This window comes from Pseudomonas sp. GL-B-26 (assembly GCF_019947405.1).
GTDB lineage: Bacteria > Pseudomonadota > Gammaproteobacteria > Pseudomonadales > Pseudomonadaceae > Aquipseudomonas.
This window is the reverse complement of record NZ_JAGYGJ010000007.1, coordinates 33639-58459: the sequence shown is the minus strand read 5'-3', so window position 1 is coordinate 58459 and position 24821 is coordinate 33639. Positions and strand designations below refer to the sequence as shown.

The following is a 24821-nucleotide window of genomic DNA, read 5'->3' as shown; positions in this document are numbered from 1 at the left end:
CTCACATCAATCACATTGTTCTCAACTCACCGCCAATTGCTCTGCACGCAGAATATCCACCATGAAGCGTTCGGCCGGCAGCGGGTGCCCGAGCAGATAGCCCTGCAGCGAATCACAACCGAGTTGCGTCAGGAAGTCTTGCTGTGAGTCGGTCTCCACCCCTTCGGCGACGATCCGCAACCCCAGTGCCTGGCCGAGGGCGACGATGGCGGAAACGATGGCGGCGTCATCGCTGTCACGCTCCAGATCGCGGACAAAACCCCGGTCGATCTTCAGTTCGTTGGCCGGCAAGCGCTTGAGGTACATCAAGCTCGAATAGCCGGTGCCAAAGTCGTCGATCGACAGGTCGACACCCATTGTCGAAAGCTCCTGAAGCACCGTCATGCTCGCATCGGCATCGCTCATGGCGGTGGTTTCCGTGATCTCGAGGGTCAGGCTGTTGGCCGGCAAATGGTGAGTGGCCAAGGCTGTGGCGACGCTCTGGACCAGTCCCGCGTGGCAGAACTGCAGAGCTGAAAGGTTCACCGCGATGCGCCAGTCGGTGTACCCGAGCACGTACCACTCGCGCATCTGACGGCAGGCTTCATTGAGCACCCATTCGCCAATCGGAATGATCAGCCCGGTCTTTTCCGCCAGTTCGATGAATTTGTCCGGCAGCAACATGCCCTGGGTCGGATGCACCCAGCGCAACAACGCCTCGGCACCGACCGGCCGGCCATTGTTGGCATCGAACTTGGGTTGGTAATAAAGACTGAATTGCTGCTGATCAATGGCGATACGCAAGTCCTGCAATAATTGCAGCTGTTTGCGCGCGTTGCTGTTCATCGAGGCATCGAAGAAGCTGTAGCCGTTTTTCCCGGCGCCCTTGGCGTGGTACATCGCCGCGTCAGCGTTCATCAGCAATTCCTCGGCGGTTTCACCGTTGCCCGGATATATCGCGATGCCGACGCTGGCGGAAATCTGCAACTCATGTTCGCCGACCCGGAACGAACGCCCGATCAGCCCGACCTGACGGGCCGCCAGGTTCAATGCGTCATTCTGCTCGCCGAGTTGCACCAGCAATACGAACTCATCACCGCCGATTCGTGCCAGGGTGTCGTGGCTGCGCAAATCCTCACGCAAGCGCAAGCCGACCTCACGCAACAACAGATCGCCCATATGGTGACCGAAGGCATCGTTGACTGGTTTGAAACCGTCCAGATCGATGAACATCAGCGCGAAACAACCGCCCTGTTCCTGCACCATGGACATTGCCTGATCGATGCGGTCAGCCAGCAACACGCGATTCGGCAGGCCGGTCAGGGTGTCATGCAGGGCCAGTTGAGTCAGTTCGCGGTTGGCCTCGGTCAATGAGTGGGCAAGCGCTGCGGTGCGGGCCTCAAGGCGCGCATCGAGGATCGAGGTCAACAAGGCAAGGCTCAACACCGCCAGGGTGGTGATCAGCACCAGATTGTCCAGGCCCTTGCCGTTCAGGCCGCTGACGGCCGCGCCACAGAAGCTGCCATCCGGGAAACGCGCCGCCGCCATGCCGGTGTAGTGCATGCCGACGATCGCGAAGCCCATGATCACCGCCGCACCGCCACGGATCAGCCCAACATAAGGTGTGTGCTGGCGCAGGCGGAACGCGATCCATAACGCGGCGCCCGAGGCGACTACGGCGATCAGCAGCGATGCGCCGAACAGCGTCGGATCGTAATCGATACCCGGCTGCATGCGCATGGCGGCCATGCCGGTGTAGTGCATCGCGCTGATCCCGGAACCCATGACCAGTGCGCCGAATGCCAATTGCCAGGCTGGCAATTTTGGCTGGCTGACCAGCCACAGGGCAAAGCCGCAGGACAGGATGCCAATCAGCAGTGACAGCAATGTGATACCGACGTCGTAACCGAGGTCGATGGGCAAATTGAACGCGAGCATGCCGATAAAATGCATCGACCACACGCCAACCCCCATGGCAAAGGCGCCGCCCGCCGTCCATAAATGCACGGCCCGGCCCTTGGCCGTGGCGATGCGTTCGGTCAGGTCGAGCGCGGTATAGGAGGCGAGAATCGCCACAAAAAGCGAGATGACAACCAGCGTGGGGGAATAGCTACCGATAAGCATGAGACTACTCGTGACAGCCCTCCGTGCTCGGGGGGCAAATCGGGCGATTGTACTGATTGCGCAAAAGAACGCACTGACAAAATAAGCAAAGGGCCATCAAGTCGATGAAACGCTTGTTTGACACCTCGCAACGGCCGCTACCACCCGTAGCAGCGCTGCCGAGCCTGCGAGGCTGCGTTCGGCTGCGCAGCAGTCGCGAAATCAGACAGTGCGGTGTTTCAAGAAGACCATGCGTACAGGTTTTACGACTGCTACGCAGCCGAACGCAGCCTCGCAGGCTCGACAGCTGCTACGGAGTATCGAGTTGCCGTCAGAGAATGGGCGCCTACTCTTTTTCGCTCACTTGCAACGCCCCATCCCAGCCACCGCCCAATGCCGCGATCAACTGCACACTGGCAATCAACCGGCTCTGCAACAGGCTCAGCACGCTGCGTTCATTGTTCAACGCTGTGGCCTGAACGACCACCACGCCCAGATAAGCGATCACACCGGCCTTGTACTGGTTCTGGGTCAGGCGCAAGGACTCTCGCGCCGCGTCCAGTGCTTCCTGGCGCACGCCCGCTTCGTCTTCCAGGACCTTGAGCTGCACCAGATAGTTTTCCACTTCACGGAAGCCATCGAGCACGGTCTGGCGGTACTTGGCCACGGTTTCGTCGTAGGCCGCTTCGCTGCGGTCAACTTCCGCGGAGCGCTGACCGCCGTCGAACAAGGTCATGGCCAATTGCGGTCCGACCGACCAGAAGCGGTTCGGCACGCTGATCCAGTTGGAAGTGGTGCTGCTGCTGTAACCGCCGTTCAGACTCAGCGTCAGGTCCGGATAGTAGGCCGCTTTGGCCACACCGATGTTGGCATTGGCCGCCATCACCGAGCGTTCAGCGGAGGCGATGTCCGGGCGGCGCTCGAGCAATTGCGAAGGCAGGCTCAGCGGTATCTCGGGCAACGCCGGAATGTCTTTGGTTTCAGCCAGGCTGAACTCGGCCGGCGGTAGCCCAATCAGTACGGCAATGGCATTCTCGAATTGAGCACGCTGCCAGATCAAATCAACCATGTCAGCCTGGGTGCTTTTGAGCTGAGTCTGGGCCTGCGCCACCGCATCCTTGCCGGAGACACCGGCGCGGTACTGGTTTTCGGTCATTGTCAGCGAGCGCTGATAGGCCTCGACCGTCGCTTCCAGCAGGCGTTTCTGCTCGTCGATCACCCGCAATTGCAGATAGTTCTGCACCAGTTCCGACTGCTGGCTCAAGCGCATCGCCGCCAGATCGGCATAACTCGCCTCGGCGTTGGCCGTGTCGGCTTCCAGTCCTCGGCGCAATTTGCCCCAAACGTCGGCTTCCCAACTGACCCCGGCCTGTGCGGTGTAAGTGTCACGAATCCCGCTGGAAGAACTGGTCAGGCTCGAACTGCTGCTGCCGGTGCCCTGGCTGGAGCGGTTTTTCCCGACGGTCAGGTCCACAGTGGGGAAAAACGCGCCACGGGCACTGCGTACCAAGGCCTGGGCTTGACGGTACTGGGCTTCGGACTGCGCAACGGTCTGGTTGGCACTGTTGAGTTTTTCGATCAGGCCATTGAGCTGCTGATCGCCATACAACTCCCACCAGGCGCCACGGGCCAGGGAATCGCCGGGATTGGCCTGACGCCAGCCTGCCGCTTCCTTGTATTGCGTCGGCGCAGCCGCTTGCGGGCGCTGGTAATCCGGGCCGATGGCGCAGGCGCTGAGCATCGCCACGCACAGCGCCAGGCTCAATAAACGCGAGCCTCGGGCCGTTACCAGCGGTGCAGCCAGAGTGATAAGCGAACGGTCAGTCATAGCGGAGTTTCCAGAGCAACATCGGTACGCACCCCACGCCAGTGGTTGAAGCGATGGCGCAGTTTGTCGAGATAGAGGTAAACCACCGGGGTGGTGTAAAGGGTCAGCACCTGGCTGAAGATCAGCCCGCCGATAATGGTCAGGCCCAGCGGTTGACGCATTTCCGCACCTTCGGCGCGGCTCAGCAACAACGGCAACGCGCCGAGGATCGCCGCCAGGGTGGTCATCAGAATCGGCCGCAGACGTTGCAAGCAAGCGCTACGAATCGAATCCAGCGGCGCCATGCCCTGATGCCGTTCCAGCTGCAAGGCCAGATCGATCATCAGAATGGCGTTTTTCTTCACCACGCCGATCAGCAGGAACAGCCCGAGCAACGAAATCAGGCTGAATTCACCGCCCAGCGCGTAAATCGACAGCAACGCGCCGACCCCGGCCGACGGCAAGGTCGAGAGAATGGTCAGCGGATGGATATAGCTTTCATACAGCACACCGAGCACCAGATACACCGCCACCAGCGCACCGAGAATCATCCACGGCTGGCTCTTCTGGGTGGCGGCGAAGGCGTCGGCGGTGCCGGCCATTTTCACGATCACGTCTTCCGGCATGCCGAGTCGGGCGATGGCCCGCTCGATGGCCGCCGAGCCCTGCTCCACCGTCACGCCTTCGGCCATGTCGAAGGAAATGCTCTCGGAGGCGAACTGGCCTTCGTGGCTGACGCGGTCGTCTTCCAGGCTGTTTTCGTAATGAGCGATGGTCGAGAGCGGAATCCGCGCACCGTCGGCGGTGATCACCTGAACCTGTTTGAGGGTAATCGGGTCCTGGGCATATTTCGGATTGACCTCCATGACCACCTGATACTGGTTAAGGCTGTCGTAAATCGTCGAAATCTGCCGCTGGCTGTAGGCGTTGTTCAACACCGCGGTGACCATGTCCATGTCGACGCCCAGGCGTTTGGCCTGATCACGGTCGACGATCAAGGTCACCTGTTGGGCGCCGCGCCCTTCACGGGCGTCAATCGCGGTCAGCTCCGGCAAAGCCTTGAGTGCGGTAACGACTTTCGGATACCACTCGCGCAACTCGCCAAGGTCGGCGCTTTGCAGGATGTAGGAATACTGGGACGTGGACTGTTCACGACCGCCACCAAACTGCAGGTCCTGATCGGCCATCAGCATCAGCTGCGCACCGGCGACCTTGGGCATTTCCTTGCGCAGGCGTTCAATGACCTTTTGCGCAGACAGGTTGCGTTCCTTGATCGGTTTCAGCCGCACCAGCATGAAGGCATTATTGGTGCCGTTGGTGCCGCCGATGAAGCCGGCAACGCTTTGCACCGCGTCATCCTTGAGCACGGCACGGCGAAAGGTTTCCATTTTCGGCTGCATCACACTGAATGACAGTCCGTCGTCACCGCGCACGAAACCGATCAGCTGACCGGTATCCTGCTGAGGCATAAATGTTTTAGGAACAACGACATACAATGCAATGTTAACGCCAACTGTCACGATCAGGCTAAGCAAGGTCAACCGGCGATGACGCAGCACCCAGTCGAGGCTTGTGGCGTATTTACCGACCATCCACTCGTTGGCGCGCTGACTCCAGCGCTGCAAACGGTTTTCCTGACCCGGCGTATGCGGCTTGAGCCAGCGGGCGCAGAGCATCGGCGTCAGCGTCAGCGAGACCACCAGTGACACCACGATGGACGCCGCCAACGTGATGGAAAACTCGCGAAACAGGCTTTCGACGATCCCGCCCATGAACAGGATCGACAGGAACACCGCCACCAGCGAGACGTTCATCGACAGCAAGGTGAAGCCGACTTCCTGCGCCCCGAGGTACGCGGCCTTCATCGGCGGTACGCCTTTGTCGATGTGCCGGGAAATGTTCTCCAGCACCACAATGGCATCGTCCACCACCAGCCCGGTGGCCAGAATCAGCGCCATCAGCGACAGGTTGTTCAGGGAGAATCCGTAGAGGTACATCACCGCAAAGGTGCCGACCAGGGACACAGGCACCGCCAACGTCGGAATCAACGAGGCGCGGAAGTTACCGAGGAACAGGAACACCACCAGAATCACCAGCGCCACGGCAATCAGCAGGGTCATTTCCGCTTCGTGCAAGGTCGCCTTGATCACCGGCGACCGGTCCATCGCCACGTTCAGTTTGACGCTGGCCGGCAACACGGCCTGCAACGCCGGCAGTTGAGCCTTGATTTCGTTGACCGTCTCGATGATGTTGGCGCCGGCCTGGCGGTTGATCACCAGCAGTACCGCCGCGTCGTTGTTGAAGAAACCGCTGTTGTAGCGGTCTTCGACGCCGTCGCTGACCTTGGCCACGTCCTTCAGGCGCAGAGCCGCGCCGTCCGCGTAGTGAATGATCAGCGACTCGTAATCCTTGGCTTTTTCCAGTTGATCGTTGGCCTGAACCTGCCACAGCCGCTGGCCGTCTTCGACGGAGCCTTTTGGCCTGCGTACGTTGGCGTTGGCGATGGTGTTGCGCACATCGTCCAGCGCCACGCCGTACTGGTTGAGCGCCTGCGGTTCGAGTTCGATGCGCACCGCCGGCAAGGAACTGCCGCCGATCTGCACTTCGCCGACACCCTGCACCTGAGACACGCTCTGGGACAGAATCGTCGAGGCCAAATCGTAGAGCTGGCCTTTTTCCAGTACGTCGGAGGTCAGCGACAGCACCATGACCGGCGCCTGGGACGGGTTGACCTTCTTGTAGGTCGGCATGCTGCGCATCCCGCTCGGCAGCAAATTGCGCGAGGCGTTGATTGCCGCCTGCACTTCTCGTGCCGCGCCGTTGATGTCGCGGTCCAGGTCGAACTGCAAAATCACCCGGGTCGAGCCCTGGCTGGAGCGGCTGCTCATGGTGTTGACCCCGGCGATGGCGCCGAAGGAGCGTTCCAGCGGCGTGGCCACCGTCGAGGCCATGACCTCCGGGCTGGCACCGGGCAGACTCGCCTGGACCACGATCACCGGAAAGTCCATCTGCGGCAGCGGCGCCACCGGCAACAGGCCGAAGCTCACGCCGCCCAGCAGCAGGATCGCCAGGCTCAGCAACATCGTCGCAACCGGGCGCTTGATGAAAGGTCCGGACAGGTTCATGGCTGTTCTGCCGCTTCCACGGCTTCAGGCTTGCGACCCCAGCGCCGACCGAGGCGGTCGAAATACAGGTAGATGACCGGAGTGGTGAACAGCGTCAGCACCTGACTCACCAACAAGCCACCCACCATCACCAGACCCAACGGTTGACGCAGTTCCGCGCCGGAGCCGGTCGCCAGCATCAGCGGCACCGCGCCGAACAACGCCGCCAGTGTGGTCATCAGAATCGGCCGAAAACGCAACAGCGCCGCCTGATAGATCGCCGTTTCCGGGTCCATGCCCTGATTGCGTTCAGCGTCGAGGGCGAAGTCGATCATCATGATCGCGTTCTTTTTCACGATGCCGATCAACAAAATGATGCCGATGATCGCGATCATGCCCAGGTCATTGCCGCTCAACAGCAACGCCAGCAAGGCGCCAACCGCCGCCGAGGGCAAGGTCGAGAGAATGGTGATCGGATGGATGTAGCTCTCGTAAAGCACACCGAGCACGATGTACATGGTCACCACCGCCGCCAGAATCAGCAGCAAGGTGCTAGACAGCGACGCCTGGAAAGCCTCGGCCGCGCCCTGGAACTGGGTCTGCACGCCAATCGGCATACCGATGTCCTTCTGCACCTGGTCGATGATCTCCACCGCCTGCCCCAACGCTACGCCGGGCGCGAGGTTGAAGGACATCATCACTGCCGGGAACTGACCGATGTGGGTGATCGCCAGTTGTGCCTGACGCTCCTCGATGTGCGCCAGACTGGACAGGCGCACTTGCCCGCCGTCGGTGGTTTTCACGTGAATCTGGTTCAGCGCCTCCGGACCGATCTTCTCGCCGGACTGCGATTGCAGCACCACGCGGTATTGGCTGGCCTGGGTATAGATGGTGGAAATCTGCCGCTGACCGAAGGCGTCGTACAGCGCATCGGTGATGTTCGACACCGACACACCGACCCGCGACGCCGCATCGCGGTCAATCACCAGATACACCTGCAAACCCTTGTCCTGCAAATCGCTGGCAACGTCGGTCAGCTCCGGCCGTTGGGCCAGTGCGTCCACCAGACGACCGCTCCACAGACTCAGCAGCTCGGAATCCGGCGACGACATGCTGAACTGGTATTGAGTCCGGCTGACGCGGTCTTCGATGGTCAGGTCCTGCACCGGCTGCATGAACAGGCGGATGCCGACGAGTTCGTCCAGTTCCGGTTGCAGGCGTGCAATCACCTCGGTGGCGCTGAGGTCGCGATCGCTATGGGATTTGAGGTTGATCAGCAGACGACCGCTGTTCAGCGTCGAGTTGTCACCGTCCACACCGATGTAAGACGACAGGCTCTCCACAGCAGGATCCGCCAGGATCACTTTGGCCAATTCCTGCTGACGCTCGCTCATCGCCGCAAAGGAAATCGACTGCGGCGCCTCGGAAATGCCCTGGATCACGCCGGTGTCCTGCACCGGGAAGAAGCCCTTGGGCACCACCATGTAAAGGAACACGGTCAACGCCAGCGTGCCGATGGCCACCATCAGGGTCAGCGGTTGATGCTTGAGAACCCACTTTAACTTGCGCCCGTAAGCCGCGATCATCCAATCAATTGCGGCGCCACTGGAGCGGTAGAAACGGCCCTGTTCTGCTTCCTTGGGCTCACGTTTGAGCAGCCGCGCGCACATCATGGGCGTCAGTGTCAGGGACACCACCAGGGAGATCAGGATCGCCACCGCCAGGGTGATGGCAAATTCGCGGAACAACCGCCCCACCACGTCGGCCATGAACAACAACGGAATCAGTACTGCAATCAACGACAGGGTCAGGGAGATCAGGGTGAAGCCAATCTGCTTGGCGCCCTTGAGCGCCGCATTCAGGGGGCTGTCGCCCTCTTCGATAAATCGGGAAATGTTCTCCAGCATGACAATCGCATCGTCCACCACGAAACCGGTGGCGATAGTCAGTGCCATCAGGGTCAGGTTGTTCACCGAGAAACCCGCGAGGTACATCACGCCGAAGGTGCCGATCAGCGACAGTGGGACCGCGACCGACGGAATGATCGTGGCGCTGGCCCGACGCAGGAACAGGAAGGTCACCATCACGACCAGCGCAATGGCGATCAACAATTCGTGCTGCACGTCGGTGACCGAGGCGCGGATGGTCTGGGTGCGGTCGGTCAGCACGGTGACTTCGAGACCAGCCGGCAGGTTGTCGGTGATGCTCGGCAGCAAGGCTTTGATCCGGTCGACCACTTCGATGACGTTGGCACCGGGCTGACGCTGGATATTCAGCAGCACGGCCTGATTTTCGTTGGCCCACGCCGCCAGACGTTCGTTTTCCGCGCCATCGACGATCTCTGCCACGTCCTTCAACCGCAACGGCGCGCCATTAGCGTAGGCGAGGATCAGGTTGGCGTAGTCCTTGGGCGAGGTCAGTTGATCGTTTGCATCGAGCATCGACACCCGGGTCGGGCCGTCGAAGTTGCCCTTGGGCTGGTTAACGTTGGACGCACCGATCAAGGTGCGTACGTCCGACAGGTTCAAGCCATTGGCCGCCAGCGCCTCGGGGTTGACCTTGATCCGCACGGCCTGACGCTGGCCGCCGGCAATACTGACCATGCCGACGCCGCTGATCTGGGCAATTTTCTGCGCCATGCGCGTGTCGACCAAATCATTGAGCTTGGGCAGCAGCATGGTCTTGGAGGTGATGGCCAGCGTCAGCACCGGGGTGTCCGCCGGGTTGACCTTGTTGTACACCGGCGGCGCCGGCAGGTCCTTGGGCAGCAAATTGGTCGCGGCGTTGATCGCCGCCTGCACCTGCTGCTCGGCGACGTCCATGTTGATGTCGAGGCTGAAACGCAGGGTCAGCACCGAAGCGCCGCCGGAACTGGTCGACGCCATCTGGGTCAGGCCGGGCATCTGCCCGAATTGACGCTCAAGGGGCGCGGTCACGGCGCTGGTCATGACATCCGGGCTCGCACCGGGGTACAGCGTCATGACGCGGATGGTCGGGTAATCGACCTGAGGCAATGCCGACACCGGCAGCAGCCGATAGGCGATCACGCCGGCCAGGATAATGGCCAGCATGCTCAGGGTCGTGGCGACCGGGCGAAGGATGAACAGCCGCGAGATGTTCATGCGCCGCCCTTTTTCGCCTTGTCGGTGGTCGTCGCGTCAGGCGCCGTGGCGGCCGATTTACCTTGCAGGTGCCCGGTCGGGGTGGTCGGTACATCCTTGGTGTCGTTGACCACTTCCACTTCGCTACCTTCCTTCAAGCGGTCGGTGCCTTCAAGGACCACCCGATCCCCAGGGGCCAGGCCTTCGGTGATCACGGTGTTTTCACCGTCACTGGCGCCGACTTTCAATTGACGAATCGCGACTTTCTTGTCGCCGTCCAGGGCGTAGACAAACGTGCCGTTGGTGCCGAACTGAATCGCTGCCGAAGGTGCGAGCACCACGTCTTTGAGGGTGTCGGCCAGCAGGTGGACGTTGACGAACTGATTCGGGAACAGCGCCTGATCGCGGTTCTCGTAACGAGCCTTGAATTTCAGGGTCCCGGTGGTGACGTCGATCTGGTTGTCCAGGCTCTGCAAAACGCCGGTGGCCTGCAACTTGGTGTCGCCACGGTCCCAGGCTTCGGCGGGCAGTTTGGCGCCGGTGCGATAACGGGCCAGCACGATCTCCAGACTGTTTTCCGGCAAAGTGAAGGCAACGCTGATCGGTTGGGTCTGGGTGATGATCACTAGCGCGGTGGTGTCGTTGGCCGCCACCAGGTTGCCGACATCCAGCTGACGCAAGCCCACACGCCCGGCAATCGGGGCGCGGATCTTGGTGAATTCCAGATTGAGCCTGGCGTCGTTAACCGCCGCCTGATTGGTTTTGACCGTGCCCTGATACTGGCCCACCAGTGCTTCGGCGGTGTCCAGGGTCTGCTTGGCGATACTGTCTTCGCGATACAGGCCGCGATAGCGTTCCACATCGACCTGCGCGTTTTTCAGTTGTGCCTGGTTCTGCAGCAACGTGCCTTCGGCCTGAAGCAAGGCGTTCTGGTAAGGACGCGGGTCGATTTCAGCCAGCAGATCGCCCGCCTTGACCATCTGCCCTTCCTCGAAGGAGATCTTCATCAGCTCACCGCCGACGCGGCTGCGCACATTAATGGTGTTCAGCGCCGTCACGGTGCCCAGCGCCTTGTAGTACAGCGGGAAGTCACCCTTGACCGCTGGCGCGACACGCACTGGAACCGGCCCGGTCGCCCCGCCGAAACCGGGACGCATCCCCCCCGACCTGCCGGTGTGCCCGGCAACGGCTTTTTGCCCTGCGCCCTCTTTTTGGGCAGTGCCGGCGGGCCAGAACTTCCAGCACACGCCAGCGATGACCAACAGGACAAGCAGGCCAAACAGCCAGCGACGGGGACTACGGGAAACGGAGGATTGCATGGAATGATCAACCATTGGGCGCGTGGGCTTCTTCTACAGGAGGCTGAACGATAAGCACTGGCGGGCATTAAGCAAAGCGGCTTTACCGGCAATTTACCTTCGGCTTACGTTACAGGAGATGTATCTAAGGCACTGAAGCACAAATGAAAACGGCCTGGACAGGGCCAGGCCGTTAACAATTGTAAAAGCGCGTTTACTTCAGAACAGCAAGTGCCGCTTCGTAGTTCGGTTCGTCAGCGATTTCCTTGACCAGTTCGCTGTGCAGAACGTTGTCGTTTTCGTCCAGAACCACGACGGCACGGGCTGTCAGGCCTTTGAGCGGGCCGTCAGCGATGGCAACGCCGTAGTTCTCGATGAACTCGGCACCGCGCAGGGTCGACAGGTTCTGTACGTTTTCCAGGCCTTCGGCGCCGCAGAAGCGCGCTTGAGCGAACGGCAGGTCAGCGGAGATGCACAGCACGACCGTGTTGGCGACATCACTGGCCTGGGCGTTGAACTTGCGAACCGAAGTGGCGCAGGTCGGGGTATCGACGCTTGGGAAGATGTTCAGCACTTTGCGCTTGCCGGCGAAGCTCGCCAGGGTCACGTCGGACAGATTGCCGGCGACCAGGGAAAAGGCTGGCGCCTTGGAACCGGCTTGTGGCAGTTGGCCGTTGACTTGAACCGGGGAGCCTTTAAGAGTGACTTGAGCCATGAACGGAGTCCTTCTGAACGTTGTTGTAGAGAGTTTTGAAGAGGCCGAAGTTAACCACGAAATGGCCCGACGACCTATGCCCAGATACAAATTGTGATGTGTCGCCCCCTAAATTGGATACAACTCTGACAATCAACACAAAACCTGTGGGAGCGAGCTTGCTCGCGATAGCGGAATAACATTCAAAATGGATGTCGACTGGTACACCGCTATCGTCGGATCGCCGCCCGGAGCAAGCTCGCTCCCACAGAGTCGGTGTACAGCGTACCGCCCTCGCCGGCCGCAACCTGGTGTTTCATGACGAAAGGCCGTCAGCATTGTCGATTCAGGCGACGGCCATTCGACTAGCCTGTGAGTCACTCACATCCAGCGGAGATAAGACCATGCGATTCATGATCATTGTGAAAGCCAGCCAGGATTCCGAGGCCGGTGTACTGCCCAGCAAAGAACTGATGACCGCGATGGGCAACTACAACGAGGAGCTGGTCAAAGCCGGCATCCTCATCGAGTGCGATGGCCTGCAACCCAGCAGTAAAGGCGCCCGCGTGCGTTTCTCGGGTGACCAGCGCACGGTGATCGACGGCCCGTTCGCCGAAACCAAGGAGCTGATCGCCGGCTACTGGATATGGCAGGTGAAGTCGAAACAGGAGGCGATCGAGTGGGTCAAGCGCTGTCCCAACCCGATGCCAGGCACCGACGCCGAGATCGAGATTCGCCAGGTGTACGAGGCCGAAGATTTCGGGGACGAGTTCACACCGGAATTGCGGGAGCAGGAAGAACGGGTGCGTGCGCAGGTGAAAAAGCGCTAATAGCGGATCATTCCCACGCGCCTGCGTGGGAATGACCAAAATGTCGGTCTCCCAAAGGAGCGAGGCTTACCCTTGATTGCTTTTTTGCCTCCCGCCTCCTTGACCCCCTGTTTCGAATTAACTTTTTAGTACACATAAATCCCCACAAACGTGTACAAAAAAACCAAAGATCCCCCCTTCGACTGGCGAACCCCGAGTTAGCTGCTAGCTTCAACAGACGTGTCCTACAGGCTTGATAGGAAAGAGATTTCGCAGTAACGACCGCCAAGTGCCGAGTTGTCCAATGAGCCACGAAGGAACGGGGGATTCATGTCGAACAATGCGCGAGCACACGCCTTTCACGTTGCCCATCGCCCCCGGCGCCTTCATGCGTGCGCTCCAATTGCTGCGCGCTACCCTGCCGATCGGCACCCGCCCCGCCCCCACAACGGTGACGATACCGGCATCAGCGTCACGTTCGGCAAATAAGGACTTTGATATGCACGGTGCAATTCGCGCAGCCGGTTTCAGCCTGATGACAATGTTCGTCAGTTGCGGTGTCGGCGCCCAGGAGCTGGATACGCGGATCGGCAAGATCGCGATGGAAGGCGAACTGCCGGCCCATGAATCGATTGCCAAACTCTACGCCGAGCTGGATTTCCAACAAGCGACCCAGAGTTACCTGTGGGCCTTGCCGCTGGTGTCCTATGCCCAGTGGCAGGAAGAATTTCGCGACAAACTCGGCGCCCACAGCGGCGACTTGATGGTGCTCAACAGTTACGAAGACAAACTGGGCGTGATCACCGCCAACGCCACTACGCCGTACATTCTCGGCTTTGTTGACCTGAATGAAACCGGTCCTCTGGTGATCGAACTGCCGCCCGGCCCGACCGCGGGCGGTGTGGGTGATTTCTGGCAACGCGCAATCATCGACATGGGCCAGACCGGCCCGGACAAAGGCAAGGGTGGCAAGTATCTGGTGCTGCCACCGGGTGCCGAGCCACCGGCCGACGCTGGCAAATACTATTTGGCAAAGTCGGAAACGATGAACGTGCTGGTGGGCTTTCGCGTCCTCGATCCGGACCCGACCAAGGGCAAGGCGTTGGTCGAACAATTCAAGATGTACCCTTACGCCAAACGCGCCGAACCGGGCAAGACCCAACTGCTCTCCCCCGGCGGCAAGGCCTGGTCCGGCACTCAGCCGCGTGGCCTGGCGTATTGGCAGCGCTTGCACCAGATTATCCAGAAAGAGCCAGTCAACGAACGTGACCGTTTCTACATGGCCATGCTGGCCAGCCTGGGCATCGAAAAAGACAAACCCTTCAACCCCAACGACAACCAACGCAAGGCACTGGAGCAAGGTGCGCAAGTCGGCGAGCTGATCGCCAAGGCCAACACCTTCGCCAAGCGTTTTCCAGACGCCCAGTACTGGAAAGACCGGCAATGGGACACCGTGCTGAACATCGCCGAGCCGTCGCAGCGCGTGGCTTATTACGACCAGTTGTGGGAACGCAGTGCCTGGTTCTACGAAGCGGTGACCAACACCAAGGGCATGGTTTCCAAGACACCGGGCCTGGGCCAGACCTACCTCGGCGCCTACACCGACGCCAAGGGCAACTGGCTCGACGGCGGCAAAAGTTATCGCCTGCACGTCGGCGCCAACCCGCCGGCCAAGCAGTTCTGGTCGATGACCGTCTATGACATCGACAGCCGCTGCCTGATCGACAACCCGCAGCGCAAGGCCGATCTGTCGTCCCGTCAGGATCTTAAAAAGAACGCCGACGGCTCGGTGGACCTGTACTTCGGCCCGACCGCACCCAAAGATTTCGAGAACAACTGGGTGCAAACCGTACCGGGCAAACACTGGTTCAGCTATTTCCGCCTGTACGCGCCCACCGAAGCCTACTTCGATAAAAGCTGGAAACTCGACGACATCACGGCCGTGGAATGACGCCCAAGCGTTTTATAAGGAAGTTTTATGAATAACCGCATGCTGCTCACCGCGCTCTCGCTCGCCCTGAGCACCGGCGCCTGGGCCGACTTCACCGCTACCCCGGAAGAAGCCCGGGGCATCGCCAAGGAAGCCTATTTGTACGGCTTCCCAGTGGTAGAAATGTACAAGACCCTCTACACCCAGGCCGTCGATAAAAAGAGCCCGAACTTCAAGGCACCGTTCAACCAGATCGGCAACACCGCCAAGGCGTTCACCGCCAAAGACACCGCCTTCGTCACCCCGAATGCTGACACGCCTTATTCATTTGTCTGGATGGACCTGCGCGCCGAACCGGTGGTGCTGACCCTGCCCCCCATCGAAGAACATCGTTACTACTCAGTGCAGTTGATCGACGCCTACACGCAGAACTTTGCGTACCTGGGCACTCGCAGCACGGGCAACAATGGCGGGCATTTCATGATTGCCGGGCCGAACTGGCAAGGCCAGCAACCGGTGGAGATCGATCGGCTGCTGCGCAGTGAAACCAACATCGCCTACGCGCTGTATCGCACGCAGTTGTTCGATGAAAAGGACGTGGGCAAGGTCAAGGAGATCCAGAAGGGTTACAAGGTCGAGACACTCAGCCACTACGTCAAACAAAAAGCCCCGCCCGCTGCGCCGAAGATCGACTGGCCGAAACCCACCCCGACCATGAGCGATACGCCCGACCTGTTCCGCTACCTGAACTTCATGCTGTCGTTTGCCCCGGCGCAGGACGTGGAAAAGGACCTGCTCGCGCGCTTTGCAAAAATCGGTATTGAAGCCGGCAAGCCTTTCAAACCGGACGCGCTCACGCCTGAGCAGCGCAAGGCTCTTGAGGACGGTATCAACGATGCCAAAGCCGAGTTTGCCCAATTCAAAAAAGACAAGGTCGACACCCACCAGGTCACCAGCGGTGACATCTTCGGCACTCGCGATCACCTGAACGGCAACTACCTGTACCGCTACGCCGGCGCCAACATGGGGATCTTTGGCAACTCCGCCGAAGAGGCGAATTACATCGGCTATTTCGTCGACAAGGACGGCCAACCGGTCGACGCCTCGAAACACGATTACACCCTGCATTTCGACAAGGGCGCCCTGCCCCCGGCCGATGCGTTCTGGTCGCTGACGATGTACGACGGCAAGAACAAGTTGCTGGTGGCCAACCCGTTGAATCGTTACCTGATCAACTCTCGGATGTTACCGGATCTCAAGCTCGACACCGACGGCGGGCTGACTCTTTATGTGCAGCACGAGGCACCGGCCAAGGACCGGCAAAGCAATTGGCTGCCAGCGCCGAACGGTCCGTTTTATGGCGTGTTGCGCTTGTACCTGCCGAAACCGGAAGTCACCAGTGGCGAATGGAAAATGCCGTTGCTGACCCCCGTCAATCAACCAAAACAATAAATGGAGTCCGTCATGGTCAGGCCTTATGTTGTGCGTCCTTTACTGGCCCTGTGCGTGCTCGGTGCAAGCCCGTTAGCCCTCGCGGCCGAGGGCGGTGTCGGCCGGCCGATCACCGGACAACAGGTATTTTCCAATGCCGGGATCGTGCCGCCAGAACCTGGCTGGGTCATGTCGCTGACCAGCATCTGGTACGACGGTGACCTCAAGGGCAGCAAGGGTGTGCCGATTTCCGGTGAGATCGGTGCAGACCTGGACATGAAAGTCTCCTACACCATGGCCAACTTCACCCACATCTGGGACACCGGCAAGGGACGCTGGAACTACGCCTCGGCCATCGGCGTGCCGGTGCAGTACACCGACGTCAGCATCAGCATTACCGGTCCGCGCGGCCGGACACTGGGCGACGAAGACACCGGCACACAGTTCGCCGACATGCTGATCACGCCAATCGCCGCCGGCTATCACTTCGATGAAGTCAACCACCTCTCGCTTTCCCTGCCGATCTACGTGCCGACCGGTGCCTATAACGACGATCGCCTGGCCAACCCCGGGCAGAACACTTACACCTTCATGCCCACCGTGGCCTTCACCCATCTGGACGGCAAGGGCGGCGAGTTCACCCTGTCGAGCGGCCTGGAGTTCTACACCGAGAACGACGCCACGGATTATCGCAACGGCAACATTTTCACCCTCGACGCGCTGTGGACCCACGGTTTCGGCAATGGCTGGAGCGCCGGCGTTGTCGGCGGTTACATACAGCAGATCACCGATGACAAAGGCCAGACCGCCGATTCACTCAACGGCTTTCGCGGCCGCTCCGTGGGCGCCGGCCCGGTGGTGGGCTGGGCCGGTAAATTTGCCGATGCCCAGGCCAGCGTCAGCGCGCGTTGGGTACCGGAGTTCGACACCAAGAACCGCCCTGAAGGCAATGGCTTCAGCGTCAACCTGACGCTGGCGTTTTTCTAGGAGAGGAACATCCCATGACTTCGCTCCAAGACCTCAACGCCCTGCAAGCCAGCATCGCCGAAGCCGTGCTCGGCCAGGATCAGGTGATCCGCCAGATTATCCTTGGCCTGCTGGCCAACGGACACTTGTTGCTCGAAAGCCTGCCCGGCCTGGCCAAGACCCGCACGGTCAAAGCGCTGGCCAAACACCTGGACGCGAAGATGAGCCGCATCCAGTTCACCCCCGACCTGCTGCCGTCGGACATCACCGGCGCCGAGGTGCTGCACCAGATCGATGGCAAGAACGAGATCCGGTTCCAACCCGGCCCGCTGTTCGGCAACCTGATCCTGGCCGACGAAATCAACCGCGCCCCGGCCAAGGTTCAAGCCGCGTTGCTGGAAGCCATGGAAGAACGGCAAATCACCGTGGCCGGCAACAGCCATGTGCTGCCGGAGTTGTTCATCGTAGTGGCGACCCAGAACCCGATCGAACAGGAAGGGACTTACCCGCTGCCGGAAGCGCAGATGGACCGGTTCCTGATGAAGGTTCTGCTGGATTACCCGAGCGCGGAGAACGAAAGCCAGGTGCTGCGCCTGTTACGTGAAGAAGAATTTGCGTTGGGCGCGAAAACGGCTGCGGTGCAGGGCTTCGCGCTGTCCCAGGAGGTGATCTTCGCGGCGCGTCGAGAAGTCAGCGCCGTTCACGTGTCCCCGGCCATCGACCGTTACCTGATCGACCTGATCAATGCCACCCGCCACCCGGCCGATTACGATGCCGACCTCGGTCGCTGGATCGCCATCGGCGCCAGCCCTCGCGGCGGTATCGGCCTGGATCGTTGCGCCCGGGCCCATGCCTGGTTGCAGGGGCAGGATTTTGTGTCGCCGGATAACGTTCGCGCCGTGGTGCATCCGGTGCTGCGTCATCGCCTGCAACTGAGCTATGACGCGGTTGCTGACGGCGTCACTGCCGATCAGGTGCTTGATCGCCTGCTCGACAAAGTCGCGATTCCGGCCTGAGGTCGAAAATGAACAGTGCGGACGGTCTGGTCTATGTCTCTCTGGCGCAGTTGATGGCCCTGGAGTTCAAGGCGCGTGACCTGAGTTTCCTCGCGCGTCAGCCGCAAGGCAGCATCCTCGCCGGCAACCATGCCTCGCGCCTGCGGGGCCGTGGTTTGAACTTCGATGAGCTGCGCCGCTATCAGCCGGGAGACGACTTGCGTCATCTGGATTGGCGGGCGTCGCTGCGCACCGGCAAACCGGTGGTTCGCACCTTCACCGAAGAACGCGACCGCCCGGCGTTGATTCTGGTCGACCAGCGCATGTCGATGTTCTTCGGCTCCCAACGCAGTTTCAAATCCGCCATTGCCGCCGAACTTGGCGCGTTGGCCGCGTGGATGGTGTTCCACTCGGGAGATCGGGTCGGCGGCCTGGTGTTCAATGATCTACGCATCGACGCCATTGCCCCGCTGCGCAGCCGTAAGCGTGTCGAAGCGCTGTGCAGTCGCATCGCTGAGCAGAATCAGCAACTCAACGCGGCCAATCCGGACGCCGAAGGCGAGGACCAGCTCGACAAGGTTTTACAGCATTGCCTGGCGGTGGCCGGTCACGATCACCTGATTTGCATCGTCAGCGACTTTGCCGGCGCCGGTGAGCGCACCTTGCAGTTGATGCGCCAATTGGCCGCTCACAACGATGTGATTGCCATGCAGGTCTACGACCCATTGGCGCTGAACCTGCCGAAAAATGGCCGTTTGCTAATCACTCAAGGCCAGTTGCAGGTGGAACTGGCCGTCGAGCAACGCAGCGTTCATCAGCCGCTGGGGGACTTTCTCAGTGGTCGGCTCAAGGACGTCGCCACGTTGCTGCGCCGCAGTCAGGTGCCGCTGATGATGTTCAGCACCGCCACCGAGGCGCAGGAACAATTGCGCGCCGAACTGGGCAAGCTCGGCGGAGGCCGGCGATGACCCCGAGCATCCCGAGCATCGAGCAACTCAAGGAGATGGCCCTTCCCGCGCCGGTCAGTTATGCGCCGCAGACGTGGGGTTGGTGGGTGTTGCTCTGCCTGTTGCTGATTGCCGTTTTGCTGGTCAGCGCACGGAGGTATTGGCAGTGGCGGCGGGATCGCTATCGGCGTGAGGCGTTGGTGCGGCTGGCTGAACTGCAAAGCAGTGATGATCAGTTGAACGCCTTGCGCGAACTCCCGGAACTACTCAAACGCGTGGCCCTGTCGATACCCTCCCCGAATTGGAATGCAGACAATGTGGGAGCGGGCTTGCTCGCGAAGGCGTCTGGTCAGGCGACATCAATGTCGAATGGAAGTCCGTCTTCGCGAGCAAGCCCGCTCCCACAGGGGACTGTTGGTGCGCTTGGGGGTGAGGATTGGCAGGCGTTTTTGCTGCGACACAGTTCGCAGCCCTTGCCCGCCGATTTCAGCGAGCAACTGGCGCAATTGGCCTATGCGCCTGATGCCGCATTGTTGGCGCTTAAGACCGAACAGCGCCAACACCTGTTCGCCACCTGCAAACACTGGGTAGAGCATCACCATGTGGCAGCTTGATTACCCTTGGCTGCTAATCCTTTTGCCGTTGCCGTGGTTCGGTTACCGCTACCTGCCCGATTACCGCGAAGCCCGCAGCGCCGTGCGCGTACCGTTTTTCGCTGCCATGAGCCGAGCCGTCGGCCAGGCACCCAGCCAGGCCGGCACCCGCAGCAATCGCTGGCAGTTGCTGCTGAACCTGCTGGTCTGGGCACTGTTGCTACTGGCGGCCGCGCGCCCGGTGTTCGTCGAAAAACCGATCGAGCGCCAGCAACCGGTGCGTGACTTGATGCTGGCCATCGACATTTCCCAGTCTATGGAAACCACTGATTTCACCGACGCCAACGGCCAGAAGATCAACCGTCTGGCGGCGGTCAAGGACGTGGTTCATGGCTTTATCGACAAGCGCAAAGATGATCGGTTGGGCCTGATCGTGTTCGGCAGTGGTGCTTACCCGCAGGCGCCGCTGACCCTCGATCACGCCAGTCTGTCGCTGTTACTGGACGACACCGGCATCGGCATGGCCGGGCCCAACACGGCCATCGGTGACGCCATCGGTCTAAGCCTGAAACTGCTCGATCAGGCCCACGAACAGGAAAAAGTCCTGATCCTGCTCACCGACGGCAACGACACCAGCAGCGCCATTACCCCGGATCACGCGGCGTCCATGGCGGCCGCCAAAGGCGTGGTCATTCATACCATCGGCATTGGTGACCCTGATGCCTCGGGTGAAGCCAAGGTCAACCTTCAGGGTTTGCAACAAATCGCCGAGGCCACGGGCGGCAAGTTCTTCCGTGCAGAAGATCGCAATGCGCTGGATCAGGTGTACGGCACCCTCGACAAGCTCACGCCGCATCAAGTGAAAACCCTCAGTCATCAGCCGAAAAAGGACCTGTTCTGGTGGCCGCTGGGGGCCGCGATCGGTTTGCTCGCGCTCTATCACTTGGGCGCCCTGCTCCGTCCGCACCTGACATTCGCGCGTCAGCGGCAGGAGGCTTGAGATGGAGATCAATCTCAGTGACTTCCATTTCCTGCGTCCACTGTGGCTGTTGCTGGTGCCGTTCGGCGCCCTGTTGCCCTGGCTCTGGCGCCGCAGCCGCGACGTGCAACGGCGCTTGCGCAGCAACATTGCCGAGCACTTGTTGCCGCATTTGCTGATTACGCCGCAGGATCAACAGCGCTTTCGGCCCGAGCATCTGGCGTGCGCGTTGTTGATGCTGGGTGCCATCGCCGCTGCCGGGCCCACCTGGGAACAGGACCGTCCGGACTTTCTGGAAAACCGCGCGCCACTGATCATCGCCATCGACCTGTCGCCGTCCATGGACGCCACCGACGTCCAGCCAAGTCGTCTGGAAGCGGCCAAACACAAGCTGCATGACCTGATCCAGCGTCGCGCCGGTGCGCGCAGCGGGTTGATCGCCTACGCGGGGAGCGCGCATCTGGTATTGCCGCCGACCGACGATCCGGCCCTGCTCGACACCTTCATTCAGGCCCTGAGCACCGACTTGATCAGCAAACCGGGGAAAAATGTCGGCGCGGTGATCGAGCAAGCCAAACGCCTGCTGATCGCCGAGAAGATGCCGGGAACCCTGCTGCTGATCACCGACGGCGCCGACACCTCACAACTCAGCGGTCTGGACAAGCAACTGGTCGACAGCGCGCTGCAACTGCTGATTCTGGCCGTCGGCAGCGAGGACGGCGGGATCATCCACGACGCCAACGGCCAGCCACGTACCGACAGCACGGGGCGTCCGGCACTCGGCAGTTTTGATCAGGCTGCACTCAAACAGCTTGGATCAACGTTGGATGCGCCGTTGGGCAGCCTGACGCTCAATGACGACGACCTGGACTGGATCGAGCTGCACGCTCAGCAGCATTTCCAGGCTGCCAGCGATGAACAGCGCGAACTGCACTGGAAGGACGCTGGTTACTGGCTGTGCTGGCCGTTGCTGCTGATCGCCTTCTTCAGCGTGCGCAAGGGCTGGAGCCTGAACTGGATGGCGGGGTGGTTGCTGGCGCTGGGCATTGGCTTGCAACCGGCACCGGCCGAAGCCAACGCGTTGACCGATGCCTTTTTCACCCCGGACCAGCAAGGCCGCTGGGCTTTCGAGCACGAACACTTCCCGCAGGCCGCTGCGCATTTCGTCGATCCCTATTGGAAAGGCATCGCCGCCTACAACGCCGCCGATTACGACCTGGCACTGGCCAGTTTCGCGAGACTGGACACCCCGCAGGCGTATTTCTACCTGGGCAATATTTACGTGCGCCGCTTCAAGTTTGATCAGGCGATCGCCGCGTATACCCAGGCGTTGAAGGTGCAACCACAATTCCCTGAAGCCACCGCCAACCTGGCCTTGGCCATCGCCTTGCAGAAAGACACCGACAGCGCCGAACAGAACGCGCCGGAGGTCAAACCCGACGACATCAAAATGGACAAGGCACCGGACAAGGGCCAGAGCAAACCGGTTCAGACCGAGCAAGCGGCGTCGGATGCGCTGTGGTTGCAGAACCTCAGTACGTCGCCGGCGAAATTCCTGAAGCAGAAATTCAGTTTGCAGGATAAGGCGGGAGGCAAACTATGACCCGTCTGATAGACCGAGTCGCACCCTTCGCGAGCAAGCCCGCTCCCACAGGGGATTTGCGTTGCATACAGATCAAATGTGGGAGCGGGCTTGCTCGCGAAAGCGCCAGGTCATTCGCCACTAAATTCGGCACTTTGTTGATCTTCTCCCTGATCAGCATCAAAGCCGTTGCTGTCGAACCCGAGCTGCGAATCCAGACCCGCCTGCAACCCGCCGACTCAGTCATGGTCGGCGGCATTCTGCAACTGCAACTCGATGTCCTCACCGACAGCTGGTTCACCGACGCGCCCACCCTGCCCGATCTAAAGCTACCCGGCGCACTGGTCATGCCGCCCGACGGCCACGCCGAACACCTGAACCAGACGCTCGACGGCAAGTCGTTCAACGGCATGCGCTACAGCTACCGGATCACCCCGAATCTGGCACAGGGTTTCGACATCCCGGCGTTGACGGTGCACGCCACGCCCGGTCAGGCCAGTGCGCCGTTGACCGCCCAAAGCCAGCCACTGCACTTCATTGCCATACAACCGCCAGGGTTCCAACCCGGCGAACCGGTGCTGGTGGCCCAAGGACTGCGCTTCACGCAAACAGTCCTCAACTCGGCGACACCCCTGAAGGTCGGTGACAGCATCACCCGGCAACTGACTTTGCAGGCTGACGATGCCCTGGCAATGTCGCTGCCAGTGCCGTCGCTGGAGGATGTCGCCGGCCTCAGCCGTTATCCGAAAACCCCGCAAATCAGCAACCTCGATGACGGTCGCGGCCATTTCAACGGTGGCCAGCGCGTCGATACCGTGACCTATCGGATCGACACCGAAGGCCGCCATAACCTGCCGGCGATCGAGCTGAAATGGTGGGACGCCAGCACCGGACAGACCCGAACGGCCCAAGTCCCGGCCGTAACCTTCGCTGCCGCAGCCAACAGCGCTTATCGGCCGGTATTTTCGATCACCGAAGACCTGAAAAACCTGGGTCAGCAAGGTCGCGTGCATCTCTCCGGGCATTGGCTGGTGCTATTAGCGCTGCTGGTGGCCGTGACGCTGCTCGGCTGGTTTGCCCGTCCGCTCGTCCATCGTGCGCACCTTCAATGGCAGGCCCGACGCCGCGCCCGACGCGCCACGTGGCTCGAATCCGCCGACTACGCCTGGCGGCAGATTCCGGCGCAAATCGACGGCAAACCCGCACAGTTGAGCGCCCTGTACCTATGGGTCAGACGCAGCCGCATGGGCCTGAAACTGACGAACCTTGGCCCGCGCCTGCAAGACCTGTTACGCGCCTGTTACAGCCGTCAACCCACCGAAGAACAGGCGCTGCATCACCTCATGCAATCCTTGGCTACGCTGCATAGTCAGGCCAAACGCAATACCGAATCAGCCGCGCCTGCACTGCGTCCACTCAATCCCGCTCACGAGAAGGATTTCCCATGACGAACCCGATATCGCTACGCCACCGCTACGGGCTGACGTTGCTGTTAACCCTTGCGCTGAGCCTCCCGGCGCTGGCCCAGACCCGCGAGCCCCTGCCCTCGTGGAACGACGGCCCGGCGAAAACCAACATTATCGAGTTCGTCCAGGCAGTGACCGATCAAAGCAGCAAGGACTTCGTCAAACCCGCCGATCGTATCGCCGTGTTCGACAACGACGGCACGCTGTGGAGCGAGCAGCCGATGTACTTCGAATTGCTGTTTGCCCTGGAAGAGGTCAAGCGCACCGCACCGCAGCATCCGGAATGGAAAACCACCCAGCCCTTCAAGGCCGTGCTCGAAAATGATCACAAGGCCCTGGGCGAGTCGGGCATGGACGGCATGCTGAAAATCTTCGGTGCCACTCACACCGGCATGACCACCGAAGCCTTCGACGACTACGCCAAAACCTGGTTGACCCAGGCGCGCCATCCGAAAACCGGCAAGCCGTACACCGAGATGATCTTCCAGCCGATGCTGGAAATGCTCGATTACCTGCGCAGCCAGGACTTCAAGACCTACATCGTCTCCGGCGGCGACACCGCGTTCATGCGCGCCTTCGCCGAGAAGGTCTATGGCATCCCGCCGGAACAAGTGATCGGCACCACGTTTGTCACCGCCTACCAGCTCAAGGACGGCCAACCGTCGATCCTGCGCACCGCCAAACTGGCCCACAACGACGATGGCCCGGGCAAACCGGAAAGCATCGATGCGGTCATCGGCCGGCGCCCGATCCTCGCGTTCGGCAACTCCGACGGCGACCTGCAAATGTTGCAGTGGACCGCCGCCGGGCCGGGTAAACGTTTCATGGGGCTGGTGCATCACACCGACGCCAAACGCGAATGGGCCTACGACCGTCAATCGCAGATCGGTCGTCTGGACAAGGCCCTGGACGAAGCAAAATCACGTGGCTGGACTATCGTGGACATGGCCGCCGAATGGCGCCGGATCTATCCCTTCGAGGCCGCCGCCCCCGAGCACGTGCAATAAAAAAGCGTTACGCAGGACTGCAAAAAACGT

General features: G+C 60.8%; 17 protein-coding genes. 11 read left to right on the top strand and 6 right to left on the bottom strand.

The window, feature by feature from the left end; genetic code table 11:
• Nucleotides 1-21: 21 nt before the first annotated feature.
• The 6 genes from KGB23_RS06495 to tpx all read right to left on the bottom strand — a co-directional run bounded on the left by KGB23_RS06495 (nucleotide 22) and on the right by tpx (nucleotide 12107).
• Complete coding sequence (locus tag KGB23_RS06495) at nucleotides 22-2103, bottom strand: EAL domain-containing protein (RefSeq protein WP_223430355.1); 2082 nt, start codon at nucleotides 2101-2103, stop codon at nucleotides 22-24.
• Between the two features lie 325 nt (nucleotides 2104-2428).
• Entirely contained in the window at nucleotides 2429-3910 is a 1482-nt protein-coding gene (locus KGB23_RS06490; protein ID WP_223430354.1) for an efflux transporter outer membrane subunit, read from the bottom strand.
• Nucleotides 3907-7014 carry an efflux RND transporter permease subunit gene (locus KGB23_RS06485; protein ID WP_223430353.1) on the bottom strand — a complete coding sequence of 1036 codons (3108 nt, stop codon included), beginning with the start codon at nucleotides 7012-7014 and terminating at the stop codon, nucleotides 3907-3909. Before KGB23_RS06485 ends, KGB23_RS06490 begins: the two co-directional genes overlap by 4 nt.
• Complete coding sequence (locus KGB23_RS06480) at nucleotides 7011-10115, bottom strand: MdtB/MuxB family multidrug efflux RND transporter permease subunit (protein WP_223430352.1); 3105 nt, start codon at nucleotides 10113-10115, stop codon at nucleotides 7011-7013. Before KGB23_RS06480 ends, KGB23_RS06485 begins: the two co-directional genes overlap by 4 nt.
• On the bottom strand, nucleotides 10112-11428 hold the full coding sequence (locus tag KGB23_RS06475) for an MdtA/MuxA family multidrug efflux RND transporter periplasmic adaptor subunit (RefSeq protein WP_223430351.1): 1317 nt from the start codon (nucleotides 11426-11428) through the stop codon (nucleotides 10112-10114). The genes KGB23_RS06480 and KGB23_RS06475 overlap by 4 nt, the downstream gene beginning before the upstream one ends.
• A gap of 178 nt (nucleotides 11429-11606) precedes the next feature.
• Nucleotides 11607-12107 (bottom strand): thiol peroxidase, encoded by a 501-nt coding sequence (tpx, locus tag KGB23_RS06470; RefSeq protein WP_033054703.1) that lies wholly within the window; start codon nucleotides 12105-12107, stop codon nucleotides 11607-11609.
• 383 nt (nucleotides 12108-12490) lie between these two features.
• Between tpx and KGB23_RS06465 the strand changes: the two genes are divergently transcribed.
• The 11 genes from KGB23_RS06465 to KGB23_RS06415 all read left to right on the top strand — a co-directional run bounded on the left by KGB23_RS06465 (nucleotide 12491) and on the right by KGB23_RS06415 (nucleotide 24791).
• Entirely contained in the window at nucleotides 12491-12916 is a 426-nt protein-coding gene (locus tag KGB23_RS06465) for a YciI family protein (protein ID WP_223430350.1), read from the top strand.
• Nucleotides 12917-13394: 478 nt separating this feature from the next.
• The gene (locus KGB23_RS06460; protein WP_223430349.1) at nucleotides 13395-14846 is read left to right on the top strand and encodes a DUF1254 domain-containing protein; all 1452 of its coding nucleotides are present in this window, start codon (nucleotides 13395-13397) and stop codon (nucleotides 14844-14846) included.
• Between the two features lie 27 nt (nucleotides 14847-14873).
• Nucleotides 14874-16277, top strand: coding sequence for a DUF1254 domain-containing protein (locus KGB23_RS06455; protein ID WP_223430348.1), 1404 nt, complete (start codon nucleotides 14874-14876; stop codon nucleotides 16275-16277).
• Between the two features lie 12 nt (nucleotides 16278-16289).
• Complete coding sequence (locus tag KGB23_RS06450) at nucleotides 16290-17243, top strand: transporter (protein WP_223430347.1); 954 nt, start codon at nucleotides 16290-16292, stop codon at nucleotides 17241-17243.
• Between the two features lie 14 nt (nucleotides 17244-17257).
• Nucleotides 17258-18238 carry an AAA family ATPase gene (locus tag KGB23_RS06445; RefSeq protein WP_223430346.1) on the top strand — a complete coding sequence of 327 codons (981 nt, stop codon included), beginning with the start codon at nucleotides 17258-17260 and terminating at the stop codon, nucleotides 18236-18238.
• An 8-nt stretch (nucleotides 18239-18246) separates the two neighbouring features.
• The gene (locus KGB23_RS06440; protein ID WP_223430345.1) at nucleotides 18247-19185 is read left to right on the top strand and encodes a DUF58 domain-containing protein; all 939 of its coding nucleotides are present in this window, start codon (nucleotides 18247-18249) and stop codon (nucleotides 19183-19185) included.
• Nucleotides 19182-19778, top strand: coding sequence for a DUF4381 domain-containing protein (locus KGB23_RS06435; RefSeq protein WP_223430344.1), 597 nt, complete (start codon nucleotides 19182-19184; stop codon nucleotides 19776-19778). Before KGB23_RS06440 ends, KGB23_RS06435 begins: the two co-directional genes overlap by 4 nt.
• Nucleotides 19765-20757 carry a vWA domain-containing protein gene (locus tag KGB23_RS06430; protein ID WP_223430343.1) on the top strand — a complete coding sequence of 331 codons (993 nt, stop codon included), beginning with the start codon at nucleotides 19765-19767 and terminating at the stop codon, nucleotides 20755-20757. Before KGB23_RS06435 ends, KGB23_RS06430 begins: the two co-directional genes overlap by 14 nt.
• A 1-nt stretch (nucleotide 20758) precedes the next feature.
• Complete coding sequence (locus tag KGB23_RS06425) at nucleotides 20759-22339, top strand: VWA domain-containing protein (protein ID WP_223430342.1); 1581 nt, start codon at nucleotides 20759-20761, stop codon at nucleotides 22337-22339.
• Complete coding sequence (locus KGB23_RS06420; protein ID WP_223430341.1) at nucleotides 22336-23766, top strand: hypothetical protein; 1431 nt, start codon at nucleotides 22336-22338, stop codon at nucleotides 23764-23766. The genes KGB23_RS06425 and KGB23_RS06420 overlap by 4 nt, the downstream gene beginning before the upstream one ends.
• Nucleotides 23763-24791 (top strand): HAD family hydrolase, encoded by a 1029-nt coding sequence (locus KGB23_RS06415; protein WP_223430340.1) that lies wholly within the window; start codon nucleotides 23763-23765, stop codon nucleotides 24789-24791. Before KGB23_RS06420 ends, KGB23_RS06415 begins: the two co-directional genes overlap by 4 nt.
• Nucleotides 24792-24821: the final 30 nt, after the last annotated feature.

Bases quoted from the DNA above. Each gene is read 5' to 3' on its own strand.
- KGB23_RS06495 (WP_223430355.1), bottom strand. From the start codon at position 2,103: ATGCTTATCGGTAGCTATTCCCCCACGCTGGTTGTCATCTCGCTTTTT.
- KGB23_RS06490 (WP_223430354.1), bottom strand. From the start codon at position 3,910: ATGACTGACCGTTCGCTTATCACTCTGGCTGCACCGCTGGTAACGGCC.
- KGB23_RS06485 (WP_223430353.1), bottom strand. From the start codon at position 7,014: ATGAACCTGTCCGGACCTTTCATCAAGCGCCCGGTTGCGACGATGTTG.
- KGB23_RS06480 (WP_223430352.1), bottom strand. From the start codon at position 10,115: ATGAACATCTCGCGGCTGTTCATCCTTCGCCCGGTCGCCACGACCCTG.
- KGB23_RS06475 (WP_223430351.1), bottom strand. From the start codon at position 11,428: ATGGTTGATCATTCCATGCAATCCTCCGTTTCCCGTAGTCCCCGTCGC.
- tpx (WP_033054703.1), bottom strand. From the start codon at position 12,107: ATGGCTCAAGTCACTCTTAAAGGCTCCCCGGTTCAAGTCAACGGCCAA.
- KGB23_RS06465 (WP_223430350.1), top strand. From the start codon at position 12,491: ATGCGATTCATGATCATTGTGAAAGCCAGCCAGGATTCCGAGGCCGGT.
- KGB23_RS06460 (WP_223430349.1), top strand. From the start codon at position 13,395: ATGCACGGTGCAATTCGCGCAGCCGGTTTCAGCCTGATGACAATGTTC.
- KGB23_RS06455 (WP_223430348.1), top strand. From the start codon at position 14,874: ATGAATAACCGCATGCTGCTCACCGCGCTCTCGCTCGCCCTGAGCACC.
- KGB23_RS06450 (WP_223430347.1), top strand. From the start codon at position 16,290: ATGGTCAGGCCTTATGTTGTGCGTCCTTTACTGGCCCTGTGCGTGCTC.
- KGB23_RS06445 (WP_223430346.1), top strand. From the start codon at position 17,258: ATGACTTCGCTCCAAGACCTCAACGCCCTGCAAGCCAGCATCGCCGAA.
- KGB23_RS06440 (WP_223430345.1), top strand. From the start codon at position 18,247: ATGAACAGTGCGGACGGTCTGGTCTATGTCTCTCTGGCGCAGTTGATG.
- KGB23_RS06435 (WP_223430344.1), top strand. From the start codon at position 19,182: ATGACCCCGAGCATCCCGAGCATCGAGCAACTCAAGGAGATGGCCCTT.
- KGB23_RS06430 (WP_223430343.1), top strand. From the start codon at position 19,765: ATGTGGCAGCTTGATTACCCTTGGCTGCTAATCCTTTTGCCGTTGCCG.
- KGB23_RS06425 (WP_223430342.1), top strand. From the start codon at position 20,759: ATGGAGATCAATCTCAGTGACTTCCATTTCCTGCGTCCACTGTGGCTG.
- KGB23_RS06420 (WP_223430341.1), top strand. From the start codon at position 22,336: ATGACCCGTCTGATAGACCGAGTCGCACCCTTCGCGAGCAAGCCCGCT.
- KGB23_RS06415 (WP_223430340.1), top strand. From the start codon at position 23,763: ATGACGAACCCGATATCGCTACGCCACCGCTACGGGCTGACGTTGCTG.